The 22,702-nt window shown below is 55.7% G+C and carries 27 protein-coding genes; 18 read left to right on the top strand and 9 right to left on the bottom strand.

Annotated features, from left to right (window positions below; genetic code table 11):
* Nucleotides 1–379: 379 nt before the first annotated feature.
* Entirely contained in the window at nucleotides 380–637 is a 258-nt protein-coding gene (locus ACSC1W_RS02410; protein ID WP_435345079.1) for a MarR family transcriptional regulator, read from the bottom strand.
* A gap of 186 nt (nucleotides 638–823) precedes the next feature.
* Between ACSC1W_RS02410 and ACSC1W_RS02405 the strand changes: the two genes are divergently transcribed.
* The 4 genes from ACSC1W_RS02405 (at nucleotide 824) to ACSC1W_RS02390 (ending at nucleotide 4,191) form a co-directional block, all read left to right on the top strand.
* A complete protein-coding gene (locus ACSC1W_RS02405; RefSeq protein ID WP_435345077.1) occupies nucleotides 824–1,210 on the top strand; it encodes a DUF7344 domain-containing protein in 387 nt (128 codons plus the stop codon).
* A 357-nt stretch (nucleotides 1,211–1,567) separates the two neighbouring features.
* A complete protein-coding gene (locus ACSC1W_RS02400) occupies nucleotides 1,568–2,464 on the top strand; it encodes a CRISPR-associated protein Cas4 (RefSeq protein WP_435345076.1) in 897 nt (298 codons plus the stop codon).
* The gene (locus tag ACSC1W_RS02395; protein ID WP_435345075.1) at nucleotides 2,465–3,253 is read left to right on the top strand and encodes a hypothetical protein; all 789 of its coding nucleotides are present in this window, start codon (nucleotides 2,465–2,467) and stop codon (nucleotides 3,251–3,253) included.
* Complete coding sequence (locus ACSC1W_RS02390; protein WP_435345074.1) at nucleotides 3,250–4,191, top strand: recombinase family protein; 942 nt, start codon at nucleotides 3,250–3,252, stop codon at nucleotides 4,189–4,191. Before ACSC1W_RS02395 ends, ACSC1W_RS02390 begins: the two co-directional genes overlap by 4 nt.
* A 5-nt stretch (nucleotides 4,192–4,196) precedes the next feature.
* On the opposite strand, the gene ACSC1W_RS02385 is transcribed toward ACSC1W_RS02390, so the two are convergent.
* Both ACSC1W_RS02385 and ACSC1W_RS02380 read right to left on the bottom strand, forming a co-directional pair.
* The gene (locus ACSC1W_RS02385) at nucleotides 4,197–5,054 is read right to left on the bottom strand and encodes a DUF8048 family protein (protein WP_435345073.1); all 858 of its coding nucleotides are present in this window, start codon (nucleotides 5,052–5,054) and stop codon (nucleotides 4,197–4,199) included.
* Nucleotides 5,051–6,544: a recombinase family protein gene (locus ACSC1W_RS02380; RefSeq protein ID WP_435345072.1), complete on the bottom strand. Its 1,494-nt coding sequence runs from the start codon at nucleotides 6,542–6,544 to the stop codon at nucleotides 5,051–5,053. Before ACSC1W_RS02380 ends, ACSC1W_RS02385 begins: the two co-directional genes overlap by 4 nt.
* Nucleotides 6,545–6,688: 144 nt before the next feature.
* Between ACSC1W_RS02380 and ACSC1W_RS02375 the strand changes: the two genes are divergently transcribed.
* The 7 genes from ACSC1W_RS02375 to ACSC1W_RS02345 all read left to right on the top strand — a co-directional run bounded on the left by ACSC1W_RS02375 (nucleotide 6,689) and on the right by ACSC1W_RS02345 (nucleotide 12,072).
* Nucleotides 6,689–6,904, top strand: coding sequence for a hypothetical protein (locus tag ACSC1W_RS02375; RefSeq protein WP_435345071.1), 216 nt, complete (start codon nucleotides 6,689–6,691; stop codon nucleotides 6,902–6,904).
* Between the two features lie 121 nt (nucleotides 6,905–7,025).
* Nucleotides 7,026–7,481, top strand: coding sequence for a hypothetical protein (locus ACSC1W_RS02370; RefSeq protein WP_435345069.1), 456 nt, complete (start codon nucleotides 7,026–7,028; stop codon nucleotides 7,479–7,481).
* A gap of 217 nt (nucleotides 7,482–7,698) precedes the next feature.
* On the top strand, nucleotides 7,699–7,947 hold the full coding sequence (locus tag ACSC1W_RS02365) for a hypothetical protein (RefSeq protein ID WP_435345068.1): 249 nt from the start codon (nucleotides 7,699–7,701) through the stop codon (nucleotides 7,945–7,947).
* Nucleotides 7,944–9,044, top strand: a complete 1,101-nt coding sequence (locus ACSC1W_RS02360) for a tyrosine-type recombinase/integrase (protein WP_435345066.1) — start codon at nucleotides 7,944–7,946, stop codon at nucleotides 9,042–9,044. Before ACSC1W_RS02365 ends, ACSC1W_RS02360 begins: the two co-directional genes overlap by 4 nt.
* A gap of 398 nt (nucleotides 9,045–9,442) precedes the next feature.
* Nucleotides 9,443–10,717: a hypothetical protein gene (locus tag ACSC1W_RS02355; protein WP_435345065.1), complete on the top strand. Its 1,275-nt coding sequence runs from the start codon at nucleotides 9,443–9,445 to the stop codon at nucleotides 10,715–10,717.
* Nucleotides 10,718–11,031: 314 nt separating this feature from the next.
* A complete protein-coding gene (locus ACSC1W_RS02350; protein WP_435345063.1) occupies nucleotides 11,032–11,616 on the top strand; it encodes a hypothetical protein in 585 nt (194 codons plus the stop codon).
* 138 nt (nucleotides 11,617–11,754) lie between these two features.
* Nucleotides 11,755–12,072, top strand: a complete 318-nt coding sequence (locus ACSC1W_RS02345; protein WP_435345061.1) for a P-loop NTPase family protein — start codon at nucleotides 11,755–11,757, stop codon at nucleotides 12,070–12,072.
* Nucleotides 12,073–12,317: 245 nt separating this feature from the next.
* On the opposite strand, the gene ACSC1W_RS02340 is transcribed toward ACSC1W_RS02345, so the two are convergent.
* Together ACSC1W_RS02340 and ACSC1W_RS02335 are read right to left on the bottom strand one after the other, a co-directional pair.
* Nucleotides 12,318–12,563, bottom strand: a complete 246-nt coding sequence (locus ACSC1W_RS02340; protein WP_435345059.1) for a type II toxin-antitoxin system HicA family toxin — start codon at nucleotides 12,561–12,563, stop codon at nucleotides 12,318–12,320.
* A gap of 1 nt (nucleotide 12,564) precedes the next feature.
* On the bottom strand, nucleotides 12,565–12,825 hold the full coding sequence (locus ACSC1W_RS02335; protein ID WP_435345057.1) for a type II toxin-antitoxin system HicB family antitoxin: 261 nt from the start codon (nucleotides 12,823–12,825) through the stop codon (nucleotides 12,565–12,567).
* Between the two features lie 229 nt (nucleotides 12,826–13,054).
* On the opposite strand from ACSC1W_RS02335, the gene ACSC1W_RS02330 reads away from it, so the two are divergent.
* The gene (locus tag ACSC1W_RS02330; protein WP_435345055.1) at nucleotides 13,055–13,237 is read left to right on the top strand and encodes a hypothetical protein; all 183 of its coding nucleotides are present in this window, start codon (nucleotides 13,055–13,057) and stop codon (nucleotides 13,235–13,237) included.
* A gap of 153 nt (nucleotides 13,238–13,390) precedes the next feature.
* Here ACSC1W_RS02330 and ACSC1W_RS02325 read toward each other — a convergent pair whose 3' ends face one another.
* The 3 genes from ACSC1W_RS02325 to ACSC1W_RS02315 form a co-directional block, all read right to left on the bottom strand.
* Nucleotides 13,391–13,717 (bottom strand): DUF7979 domain-containing protein, encoded by a 327-nt coding sequence (locus ACSC1W_RS02325; RefSeq protein WP_435345054.1) that lies wholly within the window; start codon nucleotides 13,715–13,717, stop codon nucleotides 13,391–13,393.
* Between the two features lie 228 nt (nucleotides 13,718–13,945).
* Nucleotides 13,946–14,710 (bottom strand): hypothetical protein, encoded by a 765-nt coding sequence (locus ACSC1W_RS02320; RefSeq protein ID WP_435345052.1) that lies wholly within the window; start codon nucleotides 14,708–14,710, stop codon nucleotides 13,946–13,948.
* Between the two features lie 155 nt (nucleotides 14,711–14,865).
* Nucleotides 14,866–15,339, bottom strand: coding sequence for a hypothetical protein (locus ACSC1W_RS02315; RefSeq protein ID WP_435345051.1), 474 nt, complete (start codon nucleotides 15,337–15,339; stop codon nucleotides 14,866–14,868).
* A gap of 269 nt (nucleotides 15,340–15,608) precedes the next feature.
* Here ACSC1W_RS02315 and ACSC1W_RS02310 point away from each other — a divergent pair, with 269 nt between their 5' ends.
* Nucleotides 15,609–16,592, top strand: a complete 984-nt coding sequence (locus ACSC1W_RS02310) for a C45 family autoproteolytic acyltransferase/hydrolase (RefSeq protein ID WP_435345050.1) — start codon at nucleotides 15,609–15,611, stop codon at nucleotides 16,590–16,592.
* A gap of 313 nt (nucleotides 16,593–16,905) precedes the next feature.
* Nucleotides 16,906–17,271: a hypothetical protein gene (locus tag ACSC1W_RS02305; protein ID WP_435345048.1), complete on the top strand. Its 366-nt coding sequence runs from the start codon at nucleotides 16,906–16,908 to the stop codon at nucleotides 17,269–17,271.
* A gap of 156 nt (nucleotides 17,272–17,427) precedes the next feature.
* On the opposite strand, the gene ACSC1W_RS02300 is transcribed toward ACSC1W_RS02305, so the two are convergent.
* Complete coding sequence (locus ACSC1W_RS02300; protein WP_435345046.1) at nucleotides 17,428–18,030, bottom strand: hypothetical protein; 603 nt, start codon at nucleotides 18,028–18,030, stop codon at nucleotides 17,428–17,430.
* Between the two features lie 458 nt (nucleotides 18,031–18,488).
* Between ACSC1W_RS02300 and ACSC1W_RS02295 the strand changes: the two genes are divergently transcribed.
* The 4 genes from ACSC1W_RS02295 to ACSC1W_RS02280 all read left to right on the top strand — a co-directional run bounded on the left by ACSC1W_RS02295 (nucleotide 18,489) and on the right by ACSC1W_RS02280 (nucleotide 22,681).
* Complete coding sequence (locus ACSC1W_RS02295) at nucleotides 18,489–18,893, top strand: hypothetical protein (protein WP_435345045.1); 405 nt, start codon at nucleotides 18,489–18,491, stop codon at nucleotides 18,891–18,893.
* Between the two features lie 252 nt (nucleotides 18,894–19,145).
* Complete coding sequence (locus ACSC1W_RS02290) at nucleotides 19,146–19,775, top strand: FkbM family methyltransferase (RefSeq protein WP_435345044.1); 630 nt, start codon at nucleotides 19,146–19,148, stop codon at nucleotides 19,773–19,775.
* A 291-nt stretch (nucleotides 19,776–20,066) separates the two neighbouring features.
* Complete coding sequence (locus tag ACSC1W_RS02285; RefSeq protein WP_435345043.1) at nucleotides 20,067–21,821, top strand: 2-oxoacid:acceptor oxidoreductase subunit alpha; 1,755 nt, start codon at nucleotides 20,067–20,069, stop codon at nucleotides 21,819–21,821.
* Entirely contained in the window at nucleotides 21,818–22,681 is an 864-nt protein-coding gene (locus ACSC1W_RS02280) for a 2-oxoacid:ferredoxin oxidoreductase subunit beta (protein ID WP_435345042.1), read from the top strand. The genes ACSC1W_RS02285 and ACSC1W_RS02280 overlap by 4 nt, the downstream gene beginning before the upstream one ends.
* Nucleotides 22,682–22,702: the final 21 nt, after the last annotated feature.

Below are 22,702 nucleotides of genomic sequence, written 5' to 3'. Positions count from 1 at the left end.
GCACGCAGGAGGTGTTGTCAGAGAGCCCGACGAGCCGTTGCGCGCTCTTCCTGAGAGCCGTAGAGTTCATTCTATGGCTCTCGACGAAAGCCCTACGATATCTGTGAAGTTGTCGCCAAGAAATACGACATCTGAGCTAAGCTCGAAGTGACTGTACTGTTAGTAGAAATCGTACACGGGGGAAGACTCGATAGACTAATAGGATTTTGTGCGTGATTCGGAGCTATTTGTTCTCTTTTCCCGAAGCTAAACTCTCGGGTCGGATTCAAGCCAGACAGTAGTTTCGTGAGGTGCATGGATGCAACGGTACGGCCCAGATGCTCTACATAACCACCGTCTGTCTCTTTCTCCCGAGTGCATCAACGCTGTTTTCTGTGCTTCATCTGGATTCTAAATCTTCTTTCTCTAAATCGCCAGCCAGAAATCGTTCACCGAGTTCTGTGATTCTGTAGTTCGTAGGATCAACCCGCTGCAAAAGCCCTCCGTCAGCCAATCGTTGGCAGCGCCGCGAGATGTATTCGTTCGTATAATCAATATTGGCAGCGATCACAGAGGGAGAGGCCACTATGTCTTTCTCCTGGAGGAATTCGAGGATGCGCTCGTCTGCCTGTGTCATCCACTCGATTCGGGGCCGCATCTAACGGCTATCCAATCTATACGGCCCTAAGACCAGCACAAAACCGGTCTTTAGACCGAATGAGAAAACTTCTAAACACAACTTTTTGTGTCCATAGGTCCTACCGCTATCAGACACGCCGACAGGAGTGGCACGGTTCTGAACCCGAGCATTGGCGCCAGTAAACCAATCGCGGTACCAAGTCTCATGACGGACCCAGAGACCGAACAACTAATCTCGACCCTCCATCACGCACTTCGCGCTCGAAGGCGACGTCTCGTCATCCAAATCTTCGGAGCGTTCGATCAGAACACCATGAAGACACGGGAACTCGCTCGAAGGATCGCCAGTATCGAGCAAGGTGTTCCACGTAGTCAGGCGACGGGGGAACCGTACCGGAATGTGTACAACGCTCTCTCTCAAACACATTTACCGACTCTTGCTGACGCTGGCATCGTAATCTATGACCCCAAGCGCCAGACCGTCACACGCGGGCCTCAGTTCCCACTCGCTGCACTGCTACTAGCTATCGAAGAGCCAGCGATAGAGCTGTTCACCGACTTATCCCTCGGTCACCCTATCCCAGTCAGCTGACCCCGGTGGAACCGGTTGGAAGGTCGCCCTATCCTGCTTGTGAGCTGTAAAATTCGATCGTAAAGTCAGACGGACAGCCTCTACGAAGACCGCAACCGGTGATTGAGCAAATAGAACCAGTCCCTGTTTGTAGACATGCATCCGGAGACGCGGGGGCGGTCCGAGTCAACCAATCAAGCTGCAAGTCCATCGGATGGACTCACTTCGAAGTTAGACGCGGTCAACCTCACAACGTGGTACAGGGAGCGACAACACAAGGAGAACATACAGGAAGGAAAGCCGTATTTCAACGGCCCATCTCGAATTCCGGACCCAGAACAACACAGCCCGAATCGGCTCCTGAAGTGCCACCGTCGCGTGCACTACCAAACCCACAATGCACCAGCGGAGAAAGGCGAGCCGACAGGTATCTTCTGGTTCGGATCTCAGTTCGAGACCAAGGTCGCCGTCCCCTTCCTGCAAAGCCTGACCGGCGATGGGGAATACGTTCGGAATTCGATGTGGGTAGATTTCACCGTTGGAGGCGCAGATGGACCCGTTCGAATTCGCGGTGAGACAGACCCGGTATTCGTCGACGAGGATAGTGAACCACTCCTGTTGACTGAGATCAAGACGACGACCTCCGTCGCCAGCCTCGACGCTCCGAAGCCACAGCATCTCGCACAGGTTCACGCCTACCTGTACGGTCTCTCGGAAAAGTTCGAGCGTAGAATCGGCGATGCAATCATTCTCTACGCGACGCGCGACGACTTCTCGACGAGGATATTCCACATCCAGTTCGATCAGGAGTTCTGGGCCGAGCAGGTCCTCGCCTGGGCTAACGAGAATTCGAACTATCGGCGAACTCGCTCCCTCCCGCCCCCGACCCCGGAATACGAGTGGGAGTGCAACTACTGTCCGTACCAGAAACGGTGTGGTCGCGCTGACGGCCCGTTCTCGGACCAGGGTACCACCGGTCTGTTACCCCTCGATCCGGACTATCCGAAGGAACAACTCGAGGACTACCTCGAGGCGTATCCCGACGCATGCCTCACGCCTACCCTCTCCCATCAGTACCCTGAACTCGCCGCCGAGTGGGGAACCTACGACTGGCAGTGTCCAGTCTGCAGTTCGTCGTATCCCTTCGAGACCCCAGCCTGGGACGGTGACGTCGAGCAACCCCCACACTGTGAGGAATGCGCTGAGGGTGGTATCTTGGCGACGCTCGAGGGACCGAAGCCAGACGCACAGACCGCAACCCCGAGGGAGGTATAGATGCCGACCGAAAGCTCGCCACCGAAGGAAGCCTCGGACGAAATCAGCAGTTGTCCGGCTTGCGGGTCGCACAGATTCAGCAAACCCGTCTCCTCACTCGACCCAATCTGTGATGACTGTGGAGCGGTCATCTCGGATACAGTCGAACATGTGGAACTCCAAGAGGAACCAGACGACGAATTGTCAACGGAGCTCTCGTGGGCGGAGTACTATACGATATCGAACAGCACTGAGCAGCAGGTTGCCAGTGCGTTGGAAGTCCTGGAGAGTATCTCCGACGGGTTGACCCTCGCGACAGACGTCCGAAAAAGAGCAGCCGAGATCTACACTGAGGTCGCTGTCGAGAATCTCACCGATGGCCGGTCCACCGACCTGATGGTAGGAGCTGTGGTTGCCCTGGCCGCACGTGAACTTGGAGACCCTCGTCCCACAGGCCTTATTGCGAATGCAGCAGCTGTTCGAACTGGGTCGCTCAGACGTCTCATTCGGCAACTTCCGAGAGAGCTAGACTGGCCCAGTACCGTTTGTCGTCCGGGAGAATATCTCCCGTATCTTCGCCAGCAACTCCACCTCGAGGGACGTCACGAAGCGGAAGCACTGGAGCTGTTGAACTCTCTCGACGAAACAACGGTTTCTGGGAAAAGTCCAGTCGGGTTTGCTGGGGCTGCGCTCTATCTAGCGGCCGGTGGAGTAGTCACACAACGAACGATCGCACAGACTGCAGGCATCACGGGGGAAACCCTTCGCGTGAGACTCCGGGATATTCGTTCGAGCGGGGTGGTAGGATGAGCGACATCAGTACTGCATTCGTAGAAGGTCTTGGAGACACCGACGAATCGGACACCGCACTTCGAGCTGCAATATACGCTCGGACGTCCTCTGTAAGTCAGAAATACGGTTATTCAATCGACGAGCAGGTCCGCCTGTGCGTGGAGAGAAGCCATCTGCTCGGATGGGAGGTTCACTACATCTTCCGGGACGAAGCCCAGAGTGGAAAAGACACAGACCGTCCGATGTTTCAGCGAATGCTCTCGCTGGCCGAAATCCGCGCGTTCGACGTTCTCGTGTTCTGGAAGTTGGACCGGTTCTCGAGGACGATCATGCACGCGGTCCAACTGGAGAAGCAGTTCTCCGATTGGGGACTCGCTCTTCATAGCGTGACCGAGCAACTGGATACGACGAGTCCGGCTGGTCGATTCAATTTCAGGAATATAGCGAACGCTGCCGAGTTCGAACGAGAGTTAATCAAGCAGAGAACCAAAATGGGGCACCTTGCCAGGGCGATGGAACACAAATGGCCGAACGCCTCACCGCCGTTAGGATATGAGGTAGACGAGGATGGATACTTGAAGATCGTTCCGGGCGAAGCGAGTCTGGTTAGACGAATATTCAAAAAATATCTCGAGTTGGAATCGATGCCTTCTGTGGCAGAAACACTCAACCAGGCATATCACTTCGGAAGGAAGGGTGTAAAGTGGACACCGAGTACAGTCGGAACTGTTCTGCGAAACCCACTATACACTGGTGAGTATTCAGTCGGAGATGTCAGTAATCGGGCTGAGGAGTATCAGATTATCAGTAAAGAACTCTTTGAGAACGCTACTGAGGTACGGACCAGATTCCAGAAAGCGGGTGTATCTGATCGGCCACAGATGTCTAAGGGGAGAAAGGCACGACTGGTACGGAAGATTAGAGATGATTACTTCAACTACGTAGAGGATAGATAGCCCGGTTAAACAACGAAGTATTCGTGCTCCCTTCCCGCCCGGTAGTATCTTATCGTTCCTTCTTGCTCAATGACCTTTTGTGCGTATAGTCTATGTGCCATCTTGACAGCATCAATCAACTCTCTGGTGGGTATTTCGACATCGAGTTGGATTTTCGTCCATTCAATGTCTTCTACCACAAATATCGAACACTGATCCGTTCGGAGAGGCTCATATTCCTCTACAATTTCAGGAGACGGATCGCTCTCTTCAACCGATTTTATTGCTGCTCTGAGAACCTCTCGATCTACACCATGGTGTTGATGCGCTCTCAGAATATATTCTTCAGGGATTTTGGTGCAGATGTCTATCTCAGGAGTCGTCGTATGTTGGTCGGGTTCGCGGTCTATAGGCTCTACCGACCTCTCCTCCAGGACTCTTTGTTTCCAATATCCGTACCGCGAGTACGTTCCCGGTTTGTATTCTGTCCCATCTTCCCATCGGCGTGGTACGAGGGCGATAATCTGTTCACCGACTATCGGTTCAAACAGAAGTCGATTGTTATTCTGGTAGGTCGCTGGGTCCAAGTTGAGTGTCGCCTGAAGAGGCCCGTCCCTGTGCACAACCAGATTCCCTGGAAGCGATACCCGAGACTCCGCGGTGACAGTCCGAGTGAGGCTGGACACATTTGGTGGTTTTTCTTGACCGGCGAAACTGAGGATGAGAGTGGGACACTCAAAATCCGTCCCCAATCGAACTTCAACGTAGGACTCCGGTGGAATCCCAGCCTCCCTGAGCTGTTCAGTGAGATAAACGCAGAATCTCGGGATGAGGCGACCTTCCTTTGAGACTAATGGAATGAGGGCATCGGGTGACTCCGTCATTTGTCATCATCCTCTTTGGCCCGCCGTTGCAAATCTTGCAGCTGTCGTTTCGTTGGAAGTTTCCTACTTCGCCCACAGTGATTGCACGTGTAGTTGTGCACCACTCTATCTTCGGTATTCCGCACTCCATTCTTGACTAGTTTCCCAGGGCAAACAGTGGAGGGACAGACCAGCTCCACGCAATCAAAGACATCTTTTACGGTAAATAGACCGAACTCACAGATGAAGTCATTGACGTCCTCGGGATCTGAGTCATTACTTGAATTCTTCTTGTAGATTTGTTCGATTTTCTTCTGTATTCGTGCGAAGAATTCCGTTGAGATGATTCTCAGGTCGGGATCAGATACAGTAACGCCGGCGCCTCGTGTTTCGTGGAAACTTCTTTCACCTCCACCAGCAGTTGGCAATCCTATAAGAACAGGATCTTGGAGAAGCTTCTTGGCCTTATGGCCGTCCACGTCAGGGTACCACCGTTTAAGCACTTCACTGGTTACTTTGTACGGACCGGAATCTATGTCCGCTAAATAGAACTTCCAAAGAGCCAGTCGGAGCTGGTTAGCATTTTTTGAATCAATTTTTATCCAGTCACCCTCTTTCTCATATCCAATCGGAATTGTCGATTTGAGCGATTTCCAACTGTTCTGTTTGAAGTTGCTGCGTCGGACATTCTTTGACCTTCTTGATTTGTTTTCGGTTTCGAAGTGGGCACAAAATGCCTTGATAAATACGACGGCAAGACCCTCCATCGTCTCAATGTCAACTTCACCACTTTCATTGGTGAAAATTGTCACGTCGAAGTCCTTGCGTAGACCCCAGATTAAGTAGACGATATCTGGAGCAAGACGTCCTAGTCTGTCAAGATCATCGACCAATATGTAATTGATTTCTCTATTCACCGCCAGGTCAATTACTTCCTTAATGCCATCACGTTCGAAATTCGTGCCCGTTTTTCCACCATCAACAATGGGTTCACATACCAGGGTGATATTCTCCTCCTCGGCTATTTTCCGAAGCGAACTAATTTGCTCTTCAATACTTTTACCTTCTTTTACCTGAGCATTCGTACTGACCCTCACATAGATGGCCCCAAAGCGCTCTTCTGCTAGTTCGCTCTGGACTACTGCTCCCAGACCCAGTAAACCAATCAAGAATGGTAACAGGACCTCCGGTAACAGGGCCTCCGGGAAAGGTTGCCATGAAAATATATGATTTAAAGCAGCAAGTTTGAGGGACTGTAAACTTACTACTTGCTCAACGACAGCTTGCGGTTCAAGACTTGAAAGCTGAGGCAATAGGGACGCTGCAGCCAACCCAGATTTCTTTCTTCCAGCTTCTTCCTGTTCTACCGCTCCGCCTTCATTCGATTCTACGAATATTTTTGAACGGGCATCTATGCTCTGCCCATCGCATATCCAACTTTGTTTGAGATTGGCAGGGATGCCTGAGCACATCCAACTTCCGGGTTCAACACTGTGCAGTGGAGTCTTCATAGCTTCCCTCTGTGTGCCGTGGCCAGATAAATCTAATTTCCTAGGTTTTGATTTTATAGAAAATCCTACTGATAAACTAGTAGGATGCGATACATTGCGGCATATACGCAACGTTTGTCCAAAAGTCCGGCGCCAGGTTGGGTGTTGGAATATATGAATAAAACGCCTGCGGACCCCCCGTCCCTCCCACGTGATGCAGAGATATCTACGACACACGAGGGAGACGTCCTCGGGGCATGTCTCTTCCTGAGTAAAACAGATCTCAAGGCGATTGGCATCGACGTTGATGAGGTTGACCATCTAACCTACGAACTCAACGAGGGCGGGAACGCTCTCAAGCTCGAAGGAGGCAAAGAATGAGTCCTCGGAATCGGTTGGCGAACGGTCAACTGGTGATTGATTATTCGCTTCGTCTCCTCAAGTCACCCAATCGCCCATGCCCACCCGAATTGCGGCTGGCAATAACGAGGTGCCGTAGTCGATGACGGAGCTTGGAGACGACACTCAGGCCGCAATGTGTTACCCAAAGAAGGAGCAGTACCTCCGGTGGAGAAGCATAGCGGACGAGAGAGATTACAATAGCGTCTCTCGGTTCATGATAGAGATGATTGAAGTAGGGTACAAACAGATAGACCCTGCCATCGGCTACGACGACGACGCGAACGAACTCCGGAAACAACGAAACGACCTGAAACAGGAATTGCACCAGACCCGTGACCGCCTCCAAGAGGTCGAGGAGCAACTCTACCGTGGAGAACGCGAATCGGTCGTAGCTTTCCTCGAGGAACGGCAAAGCGCAACGTTCGCCGAGCTGGTCCAGCACATCATCGACGACGCGCCCGTACGCGTGGCTGAATTACTGGACGAACTCGATGGCGACGACATCAAACACGTCGACGGAGAGTACCACCTCCTGGGGGAATCAGACGATGTCTGAAACCGACCGCTTGATCCCAATCGATCCAGCGATTCGAACAGGAATGTACCAGTCAATCGACCGAGTACCTGACCACCACCGTCTAAACATCTACGAAAGCGAATTCGAGACCCAGGATACGTGGCAGGCCTACCTCTCGACTCGTTCCTGGGACGAATCTGCTACGTCAGGACGGAGAAGATACCTGGAACGGACGGAGACTCGGTGGAAATCGTTCATGAAGACCAGAGGTCGCCACCACGCACTCTGCACACCCGCCGACGCAGATATGTACGCACAGAAACTCATCGAAGAGTTCGACGTGAACCGTGAGACCGCTGCGAGGTATTGGGGAGACATCGAGAAATTCTACAGGTGGATGTTCCATCACACAGAGTATCCTCACCGGTATCACCCGTTCGTCATGGCTGCGGTTGCCTACGAATCGAGTCGAGAACTGTGGGACGAGGTGGTGACAAGAGAATGACTCCCCCCGACACTGACGACGAAATCGCGCGAATAGCAAACGCATTCGGTCGTGACCCGGACCCACTCGCGAAACATCAGGACCGCTTCGAACAGCTGGACGTCGACCCACTGGACGCGTACTTCGACCGCGTCCTCTTAACGAAGGATCCGTCGGAGTCTACCCGGAAGAACTACCAGTACGCCTTCGACCAGTGGCGAGAGTTCATGCAACAGTCTGGGCGGCACTTCGCGTGCCCGAGCAACACCTACGTGAGCAGGTTCATCGAGCACCTGCTCCAGGACCGCGGAAACAGCATCTCGACGGTCAAGCGGAAGATCGGAAACATCAATCGCGCGTACGAGTGGTGGCAAGAACACCACGCATTCCCTCACCCTGCAGACTACAACCCATTCCGAATCGCGCTTCGCGAAGCAGACCTGGGAACGAAAGCGGAGGAACTGAAGCACCCCCCGATATCGATCGCAGAACTCCGTTCTGTCGTTGCCGACTGTACCAACGTCCGCGAACGACTGTTCCTGGTCTGGCAGTTGAAATTCGGCCTTCGGGTCGGTGAGCTACTGAACATCCGGCTCGAGGACATCGCGATTGCACACTCCGGGCTCAAGGAATGGTACCCAGAAATCGGGACCTCGGATGCGCTTTCGGGATACGAGAACGCTCTGTATATCCCGTCGAAATACGAGCGCGAAGGCAACAAGTCGTCGCGTCCACGGATTCTACCGCTCGACGACGAAACGAAGCACGTGTTGATGCAGTACCTTCCAACACGTCCAACTGTGGAAGAGCCCTGGCTCATACTGAGTAAGCGCACTTTCGAGAAGATGGAGCAAGGGGATACTGTCAATACGGTGTGGAAGGACCACTTCTCGGAGTACAACGACCTGGATGGGTACCGGAAGATCACGTCGCACTACGGACGGCACTACTTCACGAGCTACTGGAAGCTGAAAGAGAACATCCCACGCGAACTGGTCCAGTACATGCGTGGTGACAAGCTAGGTGCTGGTGAAGGCGAGTCTATCGACGAGTACCTGACCGCTCACTATCAAGATATCCGGGGACTGTACCGAGAACGGATATTCAACCTCCTCTGATTGAGTGCCAGCATTCAGCTGGAGCTCGGAATTGCAGCAGCACCGTGAATCTTTCCACGCCAGTAGAGATATCCTCTTCCGAATGCCCGGGCAGACAGTGTTCTTCGGCCCATCAAATTTGGGCACCAGTTCGGCGAGGCTATATCACCCGTGAACCGACGCCATCGCAGTTCGTGCACAGGCTAGTCCCGTAGAGCCCGCTGCCATTACAGGTTCCGCACGTCACCACTTTGGCGCTCTGGGGAACCGGGAGCAGGACCTGTCTGGCTCTGTTTCAATCATCACGCGAGCCAATTCCGGTGACGCAATTGCCATTAGACGCGCCACAACTAGCTGTCTATAAACCCGTCCCGTTAGAATTATTACAATAGGCGCGGTTGGTAGTTTTCGTTCGAGATATGAATGAGTACGGGATCGCGGACGAGTTCGTCGAGATCAATATAGAGAACGAACTCACGAAAGCGGTATTTGGGTGCCTACAGCTGTTGGGAAGAGATGCGCTCAACGAAGTCTTCTCAGCACCTCGGTTCGACTTTACGTTTGCATCCGCGCCAGATTTCACGTTTCACGAGACAGTAGACAAAAGAGAACCAGACGTGGTCGTAGAAGACACCCCTAACCTGACTCTCATGGTTGAGGCGAAGATGGGTGCTCCCACGGATTACAACCAACTTTCTGATGAGTTTGACGACTTGACTCAGGAATGGGATTCAGACAAACTCCGGTTACTGCATATTACAGAGGAACGGCTCAGACCGACCAACCTCGAATCTAGGACCGAGATTCCTCCCAAGAATCTAATCTGGACGAGTTGGCGTAACTTGGCCACATCCCTACTTGACATCGACAAGTCCAATCTGACCACAGCGGATCAGCGTGTAGTTGAGATGCTGGTTCAAATCTTAGAGAAACAGGGCTACAGACCCTTTAGAGGATTCAACATCATGGCTGACGACCAAACACTGACAGACCAACTGAATCAGGCGTACCAGGTGAGAGAACAATACTACAAGGACATTAACTCCTTCCGGAAAGACGTCGAATCACACCTCCCTGAAGAGGTGTCGTATTGGAAGTTCTTCAGACGAGGCGTGAGCGGAGGAATGGGGGCTGGACGGAAGAATTTCCCGACGAGTTCTTGGCAGTACCTGCCAAGGAACCTCTGGTTTGGGTACACTCCAGAGGAAGGCCCATTGGGAAGCGCCAGTAGCGACTACCATGAGAACTACCTTATTCTGGATTTCAATTCCCGCAGTGGTGACATTCGAGCAGGATATTCAGTCACAACCTCCCCAGATAAGGTCAAAAACGACATCTACCGGAAAGTCCTCCATGAGCGGAGGGAAACCGTACTAGACCTTATCCATGAGACAGAGCTTGAGCCATTCACTACTTCGTTCAGTTTGAAAACGAACATCGATACGGTTGAAGGCACTAACGAGTTTTTAGAAGCGATTGGCGATTCAACTTACGATAATTCCAGTTTGGGGAAACGGTTCATCTTAGCTCGTACCTGGGCTGCCGACGAACTCTCCACCCAGCAAGATGGTGACCACACTTTTTCCCCAGCAGAAGTTCCCAAGGATGTCGCACAAGCTATGGAGGAGATTCATCAGCTAACATACCACGACTACAATGATATCTTCTATCCAGATCCGGGTCGTTTCGAGTGACACCGCCCTACTGATCCACTAAAACACTGCCTGAACCGACAGAGGGGGTAGCTATCAAAATCTGATTAACATCCTAACCAAACAGTAGTACCTACGGTCGGAGAATTACTACTGACGTTGTTTACCATCTCATGACAAATAGATACGCTGGAATCAGTACTCTCCTTCTTCATTCAACATGCCGCTTCTGGCAGGGACTGAGTACGTCGGGAACGACCGTGCTGAATACCGTGCGCCACAAACCACGGATAGGAGCTGTATAGAGACTTCGAACCGCCCAAATCTTCTTACCAATCCTTCATAATTCATGTGTAATGCCGGTAAATGCAACTTGGGGCGAACTGCTGGTCGGTGCGTACCACAAGCGGATGAATGGCTGTGAGGTTGTTAGCTATAACAACCGTTCTGAGGAACGTGGGAACCAGATGGAAGCCGACGTCATCGCCATCGACAACGATCGAGACACAGGCAGACAAAATATCTACGTCTGTGAGGTGGTGACTCATATGAGTGGTAAACTCTATTCTGGAACACCAGACGAAGGCTGGTGGACTGAATTCACTAATACCAAAGCACACCAGTACTCTCTCCAAAAGCTCCAGCGGAAATTCCTCGAAGACTACCGCTACGTGAACGACACGTTTGCGAACGCCGACAATCACTCATATCAATTCTGGGCACCTGTTGTCACTGGTTGGGAGAGAGGAAGTGGCCTAATCAACGGTCTCGAAGAACTCGGGGAAAGATTCAAAAACGAAACCGGTGAAGATATCGAACTCGTCATCAATCAAAACTACACCGAGCGCATTCAGAACCTCCGCAAGGAAGCAACGGGAGACACTAGCGACCACGGAGCCCCCGCATTTCGGTTCCTCCAGATTCTCGAGAACCTGAAGTAGGTCAACCTTGGTTCAGCAAAGTTTTCATACTGAAAGTATCATCGTAATTTAATGCCCCATACTAGACGTGATTTTTTAGTGGTGACGACCAGTGGTTTCCTTTCTTTGTCTGGTTGCTTGGGAGCTTTGTCTGGTCGCTTGGGAGAGAAGGGAAAGCCAGGGATCGCAAGAGTGGTAAATAACCATTCCAGCCCACATGAGGTCCTTTTTGGTCCTAAAGAAAAACTCTCAACGGCTCTTTCTGGACAGCCTATTGATATCTCGCCAGGTGGAACTCTAAATCTCAGGATTCTAGACGAACCAGGTCAGTACACCGTGTACGGGTATGTGGATGGTGTATCAGTGGGAGAAATCGAGGTTCAGGTATCCAGACGAAGTGGGGCAGGGCTGCTTAAAGGAGATGGTGTACTATTGAAAATACGAGAAAGTGGTGAGATAGCGTTTAGAACAGTATAGCCTCGCCCCTTTGTCATGGGGCAGATTACGTAGCCGCGTAGAATAAGGTCCGTTCCTGATTGAACAGCCATGCCATACTCGCACTCCCGGTCTGCCGGCGCATTCAGCGAACAGACGCCGAAACATACGAACGTCGGCTGCTGACTCCCTCCTCTACTTTCAGCAGACCTCGCCTGACAGGATTTGAGCAAACTGCACCGGATTATATTAGTTCGCCAGCAACGTCACAGCCCGCAACTCCAGCTCTAACAGTGGTCGTCGATCCAGTCACAGAACGAATGGAAATCTTCTGCACCGCACTGCTCTGCGATGCTCCCCAGCGTCCCACGAGGAATCTCTCCATGAAGTGGAACAGTGGGCCGTCGAACCTCGCCCGTGTCGGGGTTGACGTATTCCAGCGTCAGGTGGCTCCCGGTTCGTGACTTCGGTTCGTAGCCGAATTTCAGCAGCACCTTCGCGACTTCCCGGCCTGTGAACGTCGTTCGGCCCACGTTACTCGTCCCACGGTGGGCGGCCTTCGCTTCCGATTTCGTCCTCGTCGAGACCAAGATCTGTGGCCAGTTCGCCCTCATCGACGGGTTCACCCTTCCCGTGATAGGCATCGAGTGCGTCGGCGAGCATCCGCAGTGCCTCCGCACGGTCGTCGCCAAAGGAGGCGACACCCGTCTCGATGTCCTTTGCGGTGACTCGTCCATCATCCTCGTGGATGAACTCAACGCCGCCGTTACCGTTGTCACGAGTCGTGCTGGCCATCTCTAGTAAAACGAGTCGGTGATTACAAATAAGCGTTCGGACGGCCTCGCTTCGATCTCTGGCCGGTCACCCCTGTCAGCTAAAAGATGTTGCTGCATACATCCCTCTGGCACTGTTGAAATCCTATTGTCTTAGCAACGTTCCCACTGAAACAGCCGTTAGGTCTGTGTGCGTACTGAGCTTTTATCCGGTGGAGATATGTTCCCTGGAATGAACTATGCGGGTGTAGATGAGCGTGTTAGACCGGGTTCGAGCTGTGAAAAGTGATGAGGATGTTTCAACACCCTCGTATTTCGGAGTGAAGGTAATGCTCTTGGGTACGAATTTCACGGTATTCAGTCTCTTCTTCGGAGTGAATCTATTGGCGTATCTCGGGTTGGCAATTACTGTCCTTGGTCTTATTATTGAGTAGTTTACGTACCTCGTCTATTTCTAACGTTCAGAGTGCCTTGGCCCGTTGAAACCCTTGAACTGTGATAGTTTCAGCAGCCGTGCTGCATAGAGCGCGCGTACTGACCACCGGTAGCTGGAAAGCGGTCTTTCCGACGGGGTCAGAGGACTCAGTCTAACAGACGATGATAGCGGTTCCGTAGGTTTCGTTCTTGTATCGGACGTATGGGTGGCTCCAGTCCGACGAATCTACCTCGGGGCTCTCGCCATTGAGAGCCTGCTCGAACGCTCGTTGCTGTTCGGTGGATAGATTCGAGAAGGTGGTCACTTCTGACCGTTCGATGGTCTCGTGCTCCCCCGAAATCACGTCAAGCCTAGGCCCACAGTCCGCAACCGCTTGGCCTTCGAGATATGCGAGATAGGAAACGATGGTGATGGCAGATACGACCGCACAGAAAACAAGAACGGCCGCTACAAGGAGAGTACCTTCCTTCCAATTCATGAAGGGAATACCCGATGGTTGAACGATAAGCTTTCTGTGAGATACGCAGTCCTGATCTGTCGGCATAGTCAACTGCCCGAAGGCGAAACGACCGAGAAAAGACCGATTGGTGAGCTTATCATCTGTATCTCGCACACCACATCTGACAACTTCCGAGTAGAATGTTCAACTCCTCCTGAATACACAGCGCGAGTCTATCTGTCGGCAGTGGATTTCGTGAACGCTTGCTCATTGGTCGCCAAGGCGGTAGGTGAAGTCGTACTTCGCGCTACTACCAGACCCCTCTACAATCGTGATCTCTCCGGTCCGGTCCGCCCCGTCCCACGCGGCGTTGCTGTCCTCAGGAACCGCAAATGGTGCATACGTCGTCTCGAACGGTGCTGTCTCCCCGGGTGAGATGACTAAATCCGAACGATTCGGGGACTGTGGACGGTTCGACCCGGTTCCCAGTACCCCCGGGCCAAACCCAAGAGCCGAGCGGTCGAACGACTCGTGCTGTGGATCGACCGTCGGATTGGGAACGTCGCCAGTGATAGCGACGAACCGAACGAGTAGCGGCGTTTCGCCCTGATTCGTGATATCGAACTGGGCTTGACCCTCCGGTCCGACGTCGACAGCTGACGTGTGGCCGTGCGTGGGGCCCTCCCAGATCCACTCGGTGACCGTCCCCGTAGCCGTTTTCACTTCGAGATGAAGTGATTCCGTGGCGTACGTCTCCAGGCGGTCGGGGATCACCACCTGAAACCGACAATTCGACGATGGATGTTCTATAGACGCGTACTGCGTACCGCTCGACGAATCGTAGAGACTAGCCTGTTTGATGGCGAACTCCTCGCTGAACTGGACGACCAGCTCGGTCTCCTCGTAGTGATAACTCTCGACAACCGAGGCGGCATCAGGAGGGTCGGTCCCAGACGGCAGTGACGCAGAACAGCCCGCCACAGACCCGGATGCGGCGGCACTGAGTGTAGCGAGGACCCGACGACGTTTCATATCAGCTGTTGAGTGGGTGAAAGTTAAATACTTTCTCCAACTCCAACGGAGAGACTGACTGGGCAGGTCTTGGTGACGGCGCGAGATACAGAGCGCGAATGTGGGACACTATACTCCCTGGACGGTGCTAGCACTGTTCGCTCGGCGTCGACTATTTAGGTGTCAGTTTCGTTCCCGACGCGGCAATTGGAATGAGAGTATACACTGACCTCGCCACGGTCCGAGAGTGGGTCACCGATCTGAATGGTGATCCCGAGACAGGACGCGTCGTGTTCGCGGAAATCGATCCGCTGCCAGTCGGATCGCGCTTGACCGTCCCGCCAGACGTAGAGTAGGAAGGATCCCGGCTCGGTCGGATAGCCGTCGAACTCTCCCCAGTCGGAATCCCCGTCGGAATCCCCGTCGGAATCGTGAGGGGCGAGCGCCATTCGATTCCAGTACACCGGCTCTCCGTCTGTCACCAGTAACACGTAAACCACGTGCGCTTCCGGGTCGTGGTTGCCGGCTCCGAGTTCGACCAGGCGGGGGTCGTCCTGAGAGGTAGGTAGAATCGACGTACAGCCGGTCAGCCCCACCGTGATGGAGGTTCCTCCCAATTGCAGGGCTTTCCGGCGTGAGATGGAGGGCATGAGGCCAACAGGTTTACAGACTGTCAAATAGTTTCCGTTCAAATTAGGTCGAGGCGGCCAGTTCGATTCAACGGAAGCGTCGTGCCGCATTCAGCCGCTGTATGCAGCACGCTGTTTCTGACAGCTTCTTGGTGGGTTCCAGCAACCGTGCTGCATAGAGGGCGCGAGTCGGTCACTGGCCAGTCGATAGCTGGTGGTAGTCCGGGGTGATAGATACGGAGCATGGGTCTATTACTTGGAATTAAGCTATGGTCCGTCGTTGAGGACCCATGAACGAAGTGACGCTCTCGGGGTCCGCGTACGAAATCGGAGAACAGTATGGAGAGATGTTGGAAGGGTGGGGATTCCAACCAGAACCCATCACCGACGCGCAGCGCCGATTCGTTGCAGACTGTGTTCCGCTCGTCGAGGATGTCGCCCCTGCAGTACTCGACGAACTTCGTGGTATCGCAGATGCAGGGGGCTGGTCGCTCGAACGCGTCCGCGCGATACCACTCTCGCTTGGATGGGACGCCGGGTGTACAGTCGTCGCCCTCTCTGGGGAGTTTACCGCCGATGGAACGCCGCTTTTCGGTCGAAATTACGACTTCTCCCCCGAGTTCGCTGACTATGCGACGCTGTATCGGACGGACCCAGATACCGGGCTAGCGCACGTTGGGTGTTCGGACCACTGGATCGGGCGCCACGACGGTGTCAACGAAGCCGGACTCGCAGTTGGGCACAGCTTCGTTCCCCATCGGGGACTCGAACCGGGGGTGATGTTCGCACTCGCCGCTCGAACCGTGCTGGAGACCTGCGAGACGGTCGACGACGGGGTTACCTTCCTCGAACGGGTGCCACACGCCCGCAACACCAACTTTCTGCTCGCTGATTCGACCGGCGCAATCGCACTCGTCGAGGCAAGCCCGGGCGACGTGACGACGACCGTTTTCGATGGGATGGGAGTGGCGACGAACCACTTCCAGACGCCAGCGATGGCTGTCTACGAGCCTGACGATGAGGGACGCCCGGACAGCGACGCACGACTGGCAGCCCTTCGCGAGTGGACGAATACCGCGTCCGGCCCGATACGGCTCACCGACCTGCAGAGTACGTTAGCTGACCCCGAGACGGGTATCTGTGCGTGTGCGAGCGAAAGCGACGAGTCGTCGGTCGAAACACTCTGGTCGTGGACGGCTACACTGGACCTGCCAGAGACTCACCTCGCAAGCGGGCGGCCCGACAGGAACCCGTACGACCCTGTTCGGTTGTAGCACTATCGGCAGACTCACAACACAGATTTGCAAGTAGTTGCGCCCAGAGACCTATGAATAAAGAGGGGGAGTGGCTGCCGCATCCAGCCTCTGTATCTTGCACATCACTCCTGACAGTTCCCGAGCAGTACGAGCAACTGATGCTGCATAGAAAGCGTAATGCCGGAGTACCCGTAAGATTACAATACATGGACACCCATCACGTGTCGTGCCCTCCAGACGTGAACTGATCGTGGGTGTAGCTGGCATCGTGAGTGCGACCGCTGGTTGTCTCGATGACGGAGATACCCTCGCTCGGTGTTCGAGTGAAGGTGTGGGAAGCGGCTCGCGACACCTCCTCGAGGTTGCGCCGATAAGAGGTGACGAACAAGTAGCTCTCGGGATTCTGGTTTCGGACCGAGCCGCTACCGAGGAAGCGTACCACGCGGTCAGGATACGGGATAGTGACGACAACCTCGTCGCCTCGGTTCCGCTATTCAACAATCGTGGGATGAGCAGTCTCGACCCCGAAGACTACGCCGTGTTCGCCTCCAGTGGTGGCGAACTCTACGCGGTACCGCTGGGTCCACCACCGGTTCACGGTGAGTACACGGTCTCGTTGATCGGTTCGGATGCTGCCCAGATCGCGACCGCAAGCCTTCGGTTCAACTGCTACGCAGGGGACGGAACGCTCCCGTAACTGAGACAGATACGTCGAATCGAGGAGGCTCTGTGCTGCAAACACGCTCTCTATGCAGCACGACACTTCTGGCAGATTCTGGTGGGTCTCGGTGCTGCACACAGGGCGCGTGTCATGCAAGGGTAACCCCGTGGGCCCATCGTTGTATGGGGGCACCTACCGGTCACTGGGTATCTCCCGTAAGTCCTGGCGAAAGACGAGGGCTGGAAGGCCGACGAGCGCGAGGAAGAGAGCCCAGAGCGCTACCGCTTCCTCGTTGAACTGGAGAACGAGGCCGTTTGATCGGAGGGTGATCCAGATGACCAGCAGCAGAGACGTGAGCGCCCATCCGACAGTGACCACGAGGCCGATGCGGGCGACTCGACGGAGCAGGCGGGTGGCGGACACGCCGAGAAGCCCACCGCTCCCAATCAAGAGGAGGCCAACAATCAGGAGTCCCCCGAGAAAGAGCGTCTGTATCGACGATGCCAGGACGCCTTCTGCGAAGAGGAGTATCATGGAGAGTGAGGCAATCGAGGACATGCACAGGCCGAGTGCGGCGTGGACAGCGACTTTGAACCATCGACGGTGAAGCCGGTCGGCGAACGAAACCGTTCCGACAAGAACGATTACTGTTGCTCCGAGGGTATAGACGAGGGCCGGCCAGAATGGCCGGCCAGAGGCGATAGTTAACGAGAAAACGCCAACGCCAACGGCGGTGAAAACCGTGACAACCCACGGGGTGAGGGACGACCGAACTCGGTGGATCAGGCCAGACATGCCGTACCCCCCCTGAACCGAACTCCCACGACACGCGCCGGTGTGGGTACAGATTTTGCAGCCGTCGTGGCAAACCCTTCTGTCCGTAATCTCATTCGTATGATGGGAGCTATCCTATCGTACCATTATCCCGAATACTAATCAATGGGACCGGCCGTCCACCTGCTCTTCTCTTGAAGATTCTGTACTGAGTATACCCTCATACCTTGCACGCCAGTCCCATCAATCGTTGCGGGTCTCGACAGAGCCGGTTTGGCAGAACCTGGCTGCTGCATACAGAGGATAAACACGGTCTGCAAATTCGATGCAGCACCCGCGATGGAACCTACCCAAACTCTGCCAGAACCGGCGTGGTGCATAGAGAGGCCGTCCAGTGGAGAGACGACTAGGGCCGCGAAAGGGGTACACGTCGGCGGAGACCGGAAGATAAACCGTCACCCCGTCTGAATGGATGACAGATGCCCTCCACTCGACGCCACGTGCTGACGCTCGGTCTCGGTCTGCTGGCGCCGCTCACTGGTTGTTCGGCTTTCGACAAGCCTACCACGGTCGCCGAACTGGAGATCGACCTCGTGAACCAGACGAGCGACTCGCACGTCTTCATCGTCGCCGTCGAAACGACCGACGGACTCGGGGAGTGGGACTCACGCGAGGTGGCTCCGGGGACCCGTGAATCCGTGGTGAGAGAAGGGTCCGAGGACTACGACCCCATCGCGATTCACGGCGTCGTCGACGACCAGCAAGTGAGTGGTGACCTGCTCAGCAGGAAGAACGAACCCGCTGGCCTCTGTCTTCGCGTCATGTTCGAATACGGACTGGGCGACGAGCCAACGCTCCTGGAGAGTTCGGACATTCGCTGTTAACGGTTCGCGGCGACCGGTCCGTTCGTGGGCGTCTCGACGGTGGATGCCTGGTCGTGTGACCTGCGAGAGACGCGCTGTGTATTCTGCACGGCCGGGACCACCCACTGGCCTTCTGTCAGGAATGGCGTGCTGCATAGAGAGGGTGTATCTTGCATGTCTCCTCCCCGCTGGTCGCGTGGATGCCATGATCACATCGTTACTCGTAACCACACCACCAGTAGTTCTATTTTCTCCTCGTTCGAGAGGCAAGCAATGGTTGATGCGACCAAGGAACCCACCGTTCGCACACGAGTGATGAATGGCGTCGCCGTGCCGAGTGGCGAACCTGAAGAGAATCGGGACTACCATCCGGATCACGAGCATGCGTCGATCGATTCTCTCAGACGTCGTACCCAGCGCGGCGATTCTGTCGTTGTCGTCGGCGGTGGGTGGGGTGCATCCACCGTTGTTGCTGCACGGATGACGCATTTCGAAGGTGACGTCACGACCTTCGAGCCGAGTTCAGAGATGACCAGCACGATCGATAGAACCATCGAGGTCAACAACGTTTCCGAGCTGGTCACAGTCGAACACGCATCTATCGGGCCCGTCCGGGAAGGGAACGAACGTTTCTTCGGGTCAGCCGATGGTGAGCAGCGACCTCCGACTGCAATTCCAGAGTGTGATGTCCTCGAACTCGATTGCGAAGGGGCAGAATTGGACATTCTGGAGACGCTCAGTTTTCGTCCTCGAGTCATCATCGTCGAAGTACACCCCCATATCGGCTGTGCATCCAGTGACGTGAAATCGGCACTCACAGAGCTTGGATACGAAATTGTCGACGAAGGTGTTGCAGGAATCGACGACAGTCTGCCTGTACTCACCGCGACTCGGTTAGAGTAGTACTCGGCCTATTCTATCGCAATCTGTACCGGAAAGTGACCGACTCGCGCGCTATACGCAGCACAGTCGTTGGAACCTATCACATGTGGGTTTCAGCAAGGCCGAGCATCACGATTGGAGGGGCTTAAAATTCGCTCCTCTACTAACAGAAATAGCGTCTCCTCCATGGAATCCGGTTACAGAGGGGCGCGTAAATGCCTTCCTCTCCGTCGCGTCACCGCCGCAGTTTCCGGTGCGTCGTCCGGTGTTTCAGAAGTCTTTTGCTCCCACACGGGATAGCCTCAGCACAACATGGCCGAGGACTTGAACTGGGCTATCGGTGGGGAGGCCGGAGACGGCATCGACTCGACCGGTAAAATCTTCGCCCAGGCCCTCTCACGGGCTGGAAGACACGTATTCACCTCGAAGGACTTCGCGTCCCGCATCCGCGGCGGGTACACCGCCTACAAGATACGGACGTCGGTCGACCAGGTCCAGAGCGTCGTCGACAGACTCGACCTCCTGGTCGCACTCACACAGCGAACCATCGACGAGAACCTCGACGAACTCCACGAGGGCTCCGCCATCATCTACGACGGCGAGCGCTCGTGGGACGCCGAGTACCCCGACGACATCACGGGCGTCGACGTTCCCCTGAAATCGCTGGCCGAGGAGGCCGGCGGTGCCATCATGCGCAACATCGTCGCGCTGGGGGCCGCCTGCGAGATAACCAACTTCTCAATCGAGAACCTCGACGAGGCTCTCGAGAAGCGCTTCGGCTCGAAGGGCGAGAAGATAGTCGAGAACAACAAGGAGGCGGCCCGTCTCGGACAGGAGTACGTCGCCGAGAACTACGACCTCGATGTCGAGTTCGACCTCGACGAGACCGACAACGACTACGTCCTCCTGAACGGCGACGAGGCCATCGGGATGGGCGCCATCGCCGCCGGCTGTCGCTTCTACGCCGGCTACCCAATCACGCCCGCGACGGACGTGATGGAGTACCTGACCGGCCGCATCGACGAGTTCGGCGGACACGTCGTCCAGGCAGAGGACGAACTGTCGGCCATCAACATCGCGCTCGGCGCGGCACGTGCGGGCGCCCGTTCGATGACCGCCACCTCCGGCCCCGGCATCGACCTCATGGCCGAGACGTTCGGTCTCGTCGCGACCAGCGAGACGCCGCTGGTCATCGTCGACGTGATGCGGTCGGGTCCCTCGACCGGGATGCCGACCAAGCAGGAACAGGGCGACCTCAACATGACGCTGTACGGCGGCCACGGCGAGATTCCGCGCTTCGTCGTCGCGCCGACGACCATCTCCGAGTGCTTCTGGAAGACTGTCGAGGCGTTCAACTACGCAGAGAAGTACCAGACGCCGGTCTACCTCGTCGCAGACCTCTCGCTCGCCGTCACCGAGCAGACGTTCCCGCCGGAGACCTTCGACATGGACGAGGTCGAGGTCGACCGCGGCAAGGTCGTCGACGACGACACCATCGGCGAGTGGCTGGACGACGAAGGTCGGTTCACGCCCCACGCGAACACCGAGGACGGCATCTCGCCGCGCGCGTTCCCCGGCACTGGCGACGGTGCACACATGTCCACCGGCCTGGAGCACGACGAACTCGGCCGTCGGACCGAGGACACCGACGTCCGCATCGAACAGGTCGACAAGCGCAACCGCAAGGTCGAGACCGCCCGCGAAGAGGAGGACTGGGACTACCGCGAGTTCGGCGACCCGGACGCGGACGCACTCGTCATCTCCTGGGGGTCGAACGAGGGCGCGATGGTCGAGGCGCTCGACTTCCTCGAAGAGCGCGGGACGAACGTGCGGTTCCTCTCGGTCCCGTACATCTTCCCGCGCCCCGACCTCACCGAGGAGGTCGAGGCCGCCGACGACGTGGTCGTCGTCGAGTGTAACGCGACCGGCCAGTTCGCCGACCTCATCGAACACGACGTGCTCCAGCGCGTCAAGCGCATCAACAAGTACAACGGCGTGCGGTTCAAGGCGGACGAACTCGCAGCCGACATCGAAGCGACGCTCGAAACGGAGGCCCACGCACAATGAGTTCCGACGTACGATTCACCGACTTCAAGTCCGACAAGCAGCCGACCTGGTGCCCGGGGTGCGGAGACTTCGGCACGATGAACGGCATGATGAAGGCGCTGGCGAACACGGGCAACGACCCGGACAACACGTTCGTCGTCGCCGGCATCGGCTGTTCCGGGAAGATCGGCACCTACATGCACAGCTACGCGCTCCACGGCGTCCACGGGCGCGCACTCCCCGTCGGGACCGGCGTCAAGATGGCCAACCCCGACCTCGAGGTGATGGTCGCGGGCGGCGACGGTGACGGCTACTCCATCGGCGCTGGCCACTTCGTCCACGCCGTCCGGCGCAACGTCGACATGACCTACGTGGTCATGGACAACCGCATCTACGGCCTCACCAAGGGCCAGGCGTCGCCAACCTCGCGCGAGGACTTCGAGACGAGCACCACGCCGGAGGGCCCGCAACAGCCCCCGGTCAACCCGCTCGCGCTCGCGCTCGCCGCCGGTGCGACGTTCATCGCCCAGTCGTTCTCCAGCGACGCGTTGCGACACGCCGAGATAATCGAGCAGGCCATCGAGCACGACGGGTTCGGCTTCGTCAACGTGTTCTCGCCGTGCGTGACGTTCAACGACGTGGACACGTACGACTACTTCCGCGACTCGCTGGTCGACCTCGACGAGGAGGGCCACGACCCGACCGACCGCGAGGCGGCCAAGCAGAAGATACTCGAGGGCGACAAGGAGTACATGGGCGTCCTCTATCAGGACGAGGACAGCGTCCCGTACCACGAGGTCCACGGCGTGACGGAGAACATGTCCGAGATTCCCGACGGCGCCGCCGAGGGGACGATGGACCTGGTCCGGGAGTTCTACTAGACAACCGTTCCCGCTTCTCGC

Origin of the sequence: Haloarchaeobius marinus (assembly GCF_051207415.1) — an archaeon.
Lineage (GTDB): Archaea > Halobacteriota > Halobacteria > Halobacteriales > Natrialbaceae > Haloarchaeobius.
The sequence above is the reverse complement of the archived record's forward strand: the minus strand, read 5'-3'. Positions and strand labels throughout refer to the sequence as shown.

Bases quoted from the DNA above. Each gene is read 5' to 3' on its own strand.
- ACSC1W_RS02410 (WP_435345079.1), bottom strand. From the start codon at position 637: ATGCGGCCCCGAATCGAGTGGATGACACAGGCAGACGAGCGCATCCTC.
- ACSC1W_RS02405 (WP_435345077.1), top strand. From the start codon at position 824: ATGACGGACCCAGAGACCGAACAACTAATCTCGACCCTCCATCACGCA.
- ACSC1W_RS02395 (WP_435345075.1), top strand. From the start codon at position 2,465: ATGCCGACCGAAAGCTCGCCACCGAAGGAAGCCTCGGACGAAATCAGC.
- ACSC1W_RS02390 (WP_435345074.1), top strand. From the start codon at position 3,250: ATGAGCGACATCAGTACTGCATTCGTAGAAGGTCTTGGAGACACCGAC.
- ACSC1W_RS02385 (WP_435345073.1), bottom strand. From the start codon at position 5,054: ATGACGGAGTCACCCGATGCCCTCATTCCATTAGTCTCAAAGGAAGGT.
- ACSC1W_RS02380 (WP_435345072.1), bottom strand. From the start codon at position 6,544: ATGAAGACTCCACTGCACAGTGTTGAACCCGGAAGTTGGATGTGCTCA.
- ACSC1W_RS02370 (WP_435345069.1), top strand. From the start codon at position 7,026: ATGACGGAGCTTGGAGACGACACTCAGGCCGCAATGTGTTACCCAAAG.
- ACSC1W_RS02365 (WP_435345068.1), top strand. From the start codon at position 7,699: ATGAAGACCAGAGGTCGCCACCACGCACTCTGCACACCCGCCGACGCA.
- ACSC1W_RS02360 (WP_435345066.1), top strand. From the start codon at position 7,944: ATGACTCCCCCCGACACTGACGACGAAATCGCGCGAATAGCAAACGCA.
- ACSC1W_RS02355 (WP_435345065.1), top strand. From the start codon at position 9,443: ATGAATGAGTACGGGATCGCGGACGAGTTCGTCGAGATCAATATAGAG.
- ACSC1W_RS02350 (WP_435345063.1), top strand. From the start codon at position 11,032: ATGCCGGTAAATGCAACTTGGGGCGAACTGCTGGTCGGTGCGTACCAC.
- ACSC1W_RS02335 (WP_435345057.1), bottom strand. From the start codon at position 12,825: ATGGCCAGCACGACTCGTGACAACGGTAACGGCGGCGTTGAGTTCATC.
- ACSC1W_RS02330 (WP_435345055.1), top strand. From the start codon at position 13,055: ATGAGCGTGTTAGACCGGGTTCGAGCTGTGAAAAGTGATGAGGATGTT.
- ACSC1W_RS02325 (WP_435345054.1), bottom strand. From the start codon at position 13,717: ATGAATTGGAAGGAAGGTACTCTCCTTGTAGCGGCCGTTCTTGTTTTC.
- ACSC1W_RS02320 (WP_435345052.1), bottom strand. From the start codon at position 14,710: ATGAAACGTCGTCGGGTCCTCGCTACACTCAGTGCCGCCGCATCCGGG.
- ACSC1W_RS02315 (WP_435345051.1), bottom strand. From the start codon at position 15,339: ATGCCCTCCATCTCACGCCGGAAAGCCCTGCAATTGGGAGGAACCTCC.
- ACSC1W_RS02310 (WP_435345050.1), top strand. From the start codon at position 15,609: ATGAACGAAGTGACGCTCTCGGGGTCCGCGTACGAAATCGGAGAACAG.
- ACSC1W_RS02300 (WP_435345046.1), bottom strand. From the start codon at position 18,030: ATGTCTGGCCTGATCCACCGAGTTCGGTCGTCCCTCACCCCGTGGGTT.
- ACSC1W_RS02295 (WP_435345045.1), top strand. From the start codon at position 18,489: ATGCCCTCCACTCGACGCCACGTGCTGACGCTCGGTCTCGGTCTGCTG.
- ACSC1W_RS02290 (WP_435345044.1), top strand. From the start codon at position 19,146: ATGGTTGATGCGACCAAGGAACCCACCGTTCGCACACGAGTGATGAAT.
- ACSC1W_RS02285 (WP_435345043.1), top strand. From the start codon at position 20,067: ATGGCCGAGGACTTGAACTGGGCTATCGGTGGGGAGGCCGGAGACGGC.
- ACSC1W_RS02280 (WP_435345042.1), top strand. From the start codon at position 21,818: ATGAGTTCCGACGTACGATTCACCGACTTCAAGTCCGACAAGCAGCCG.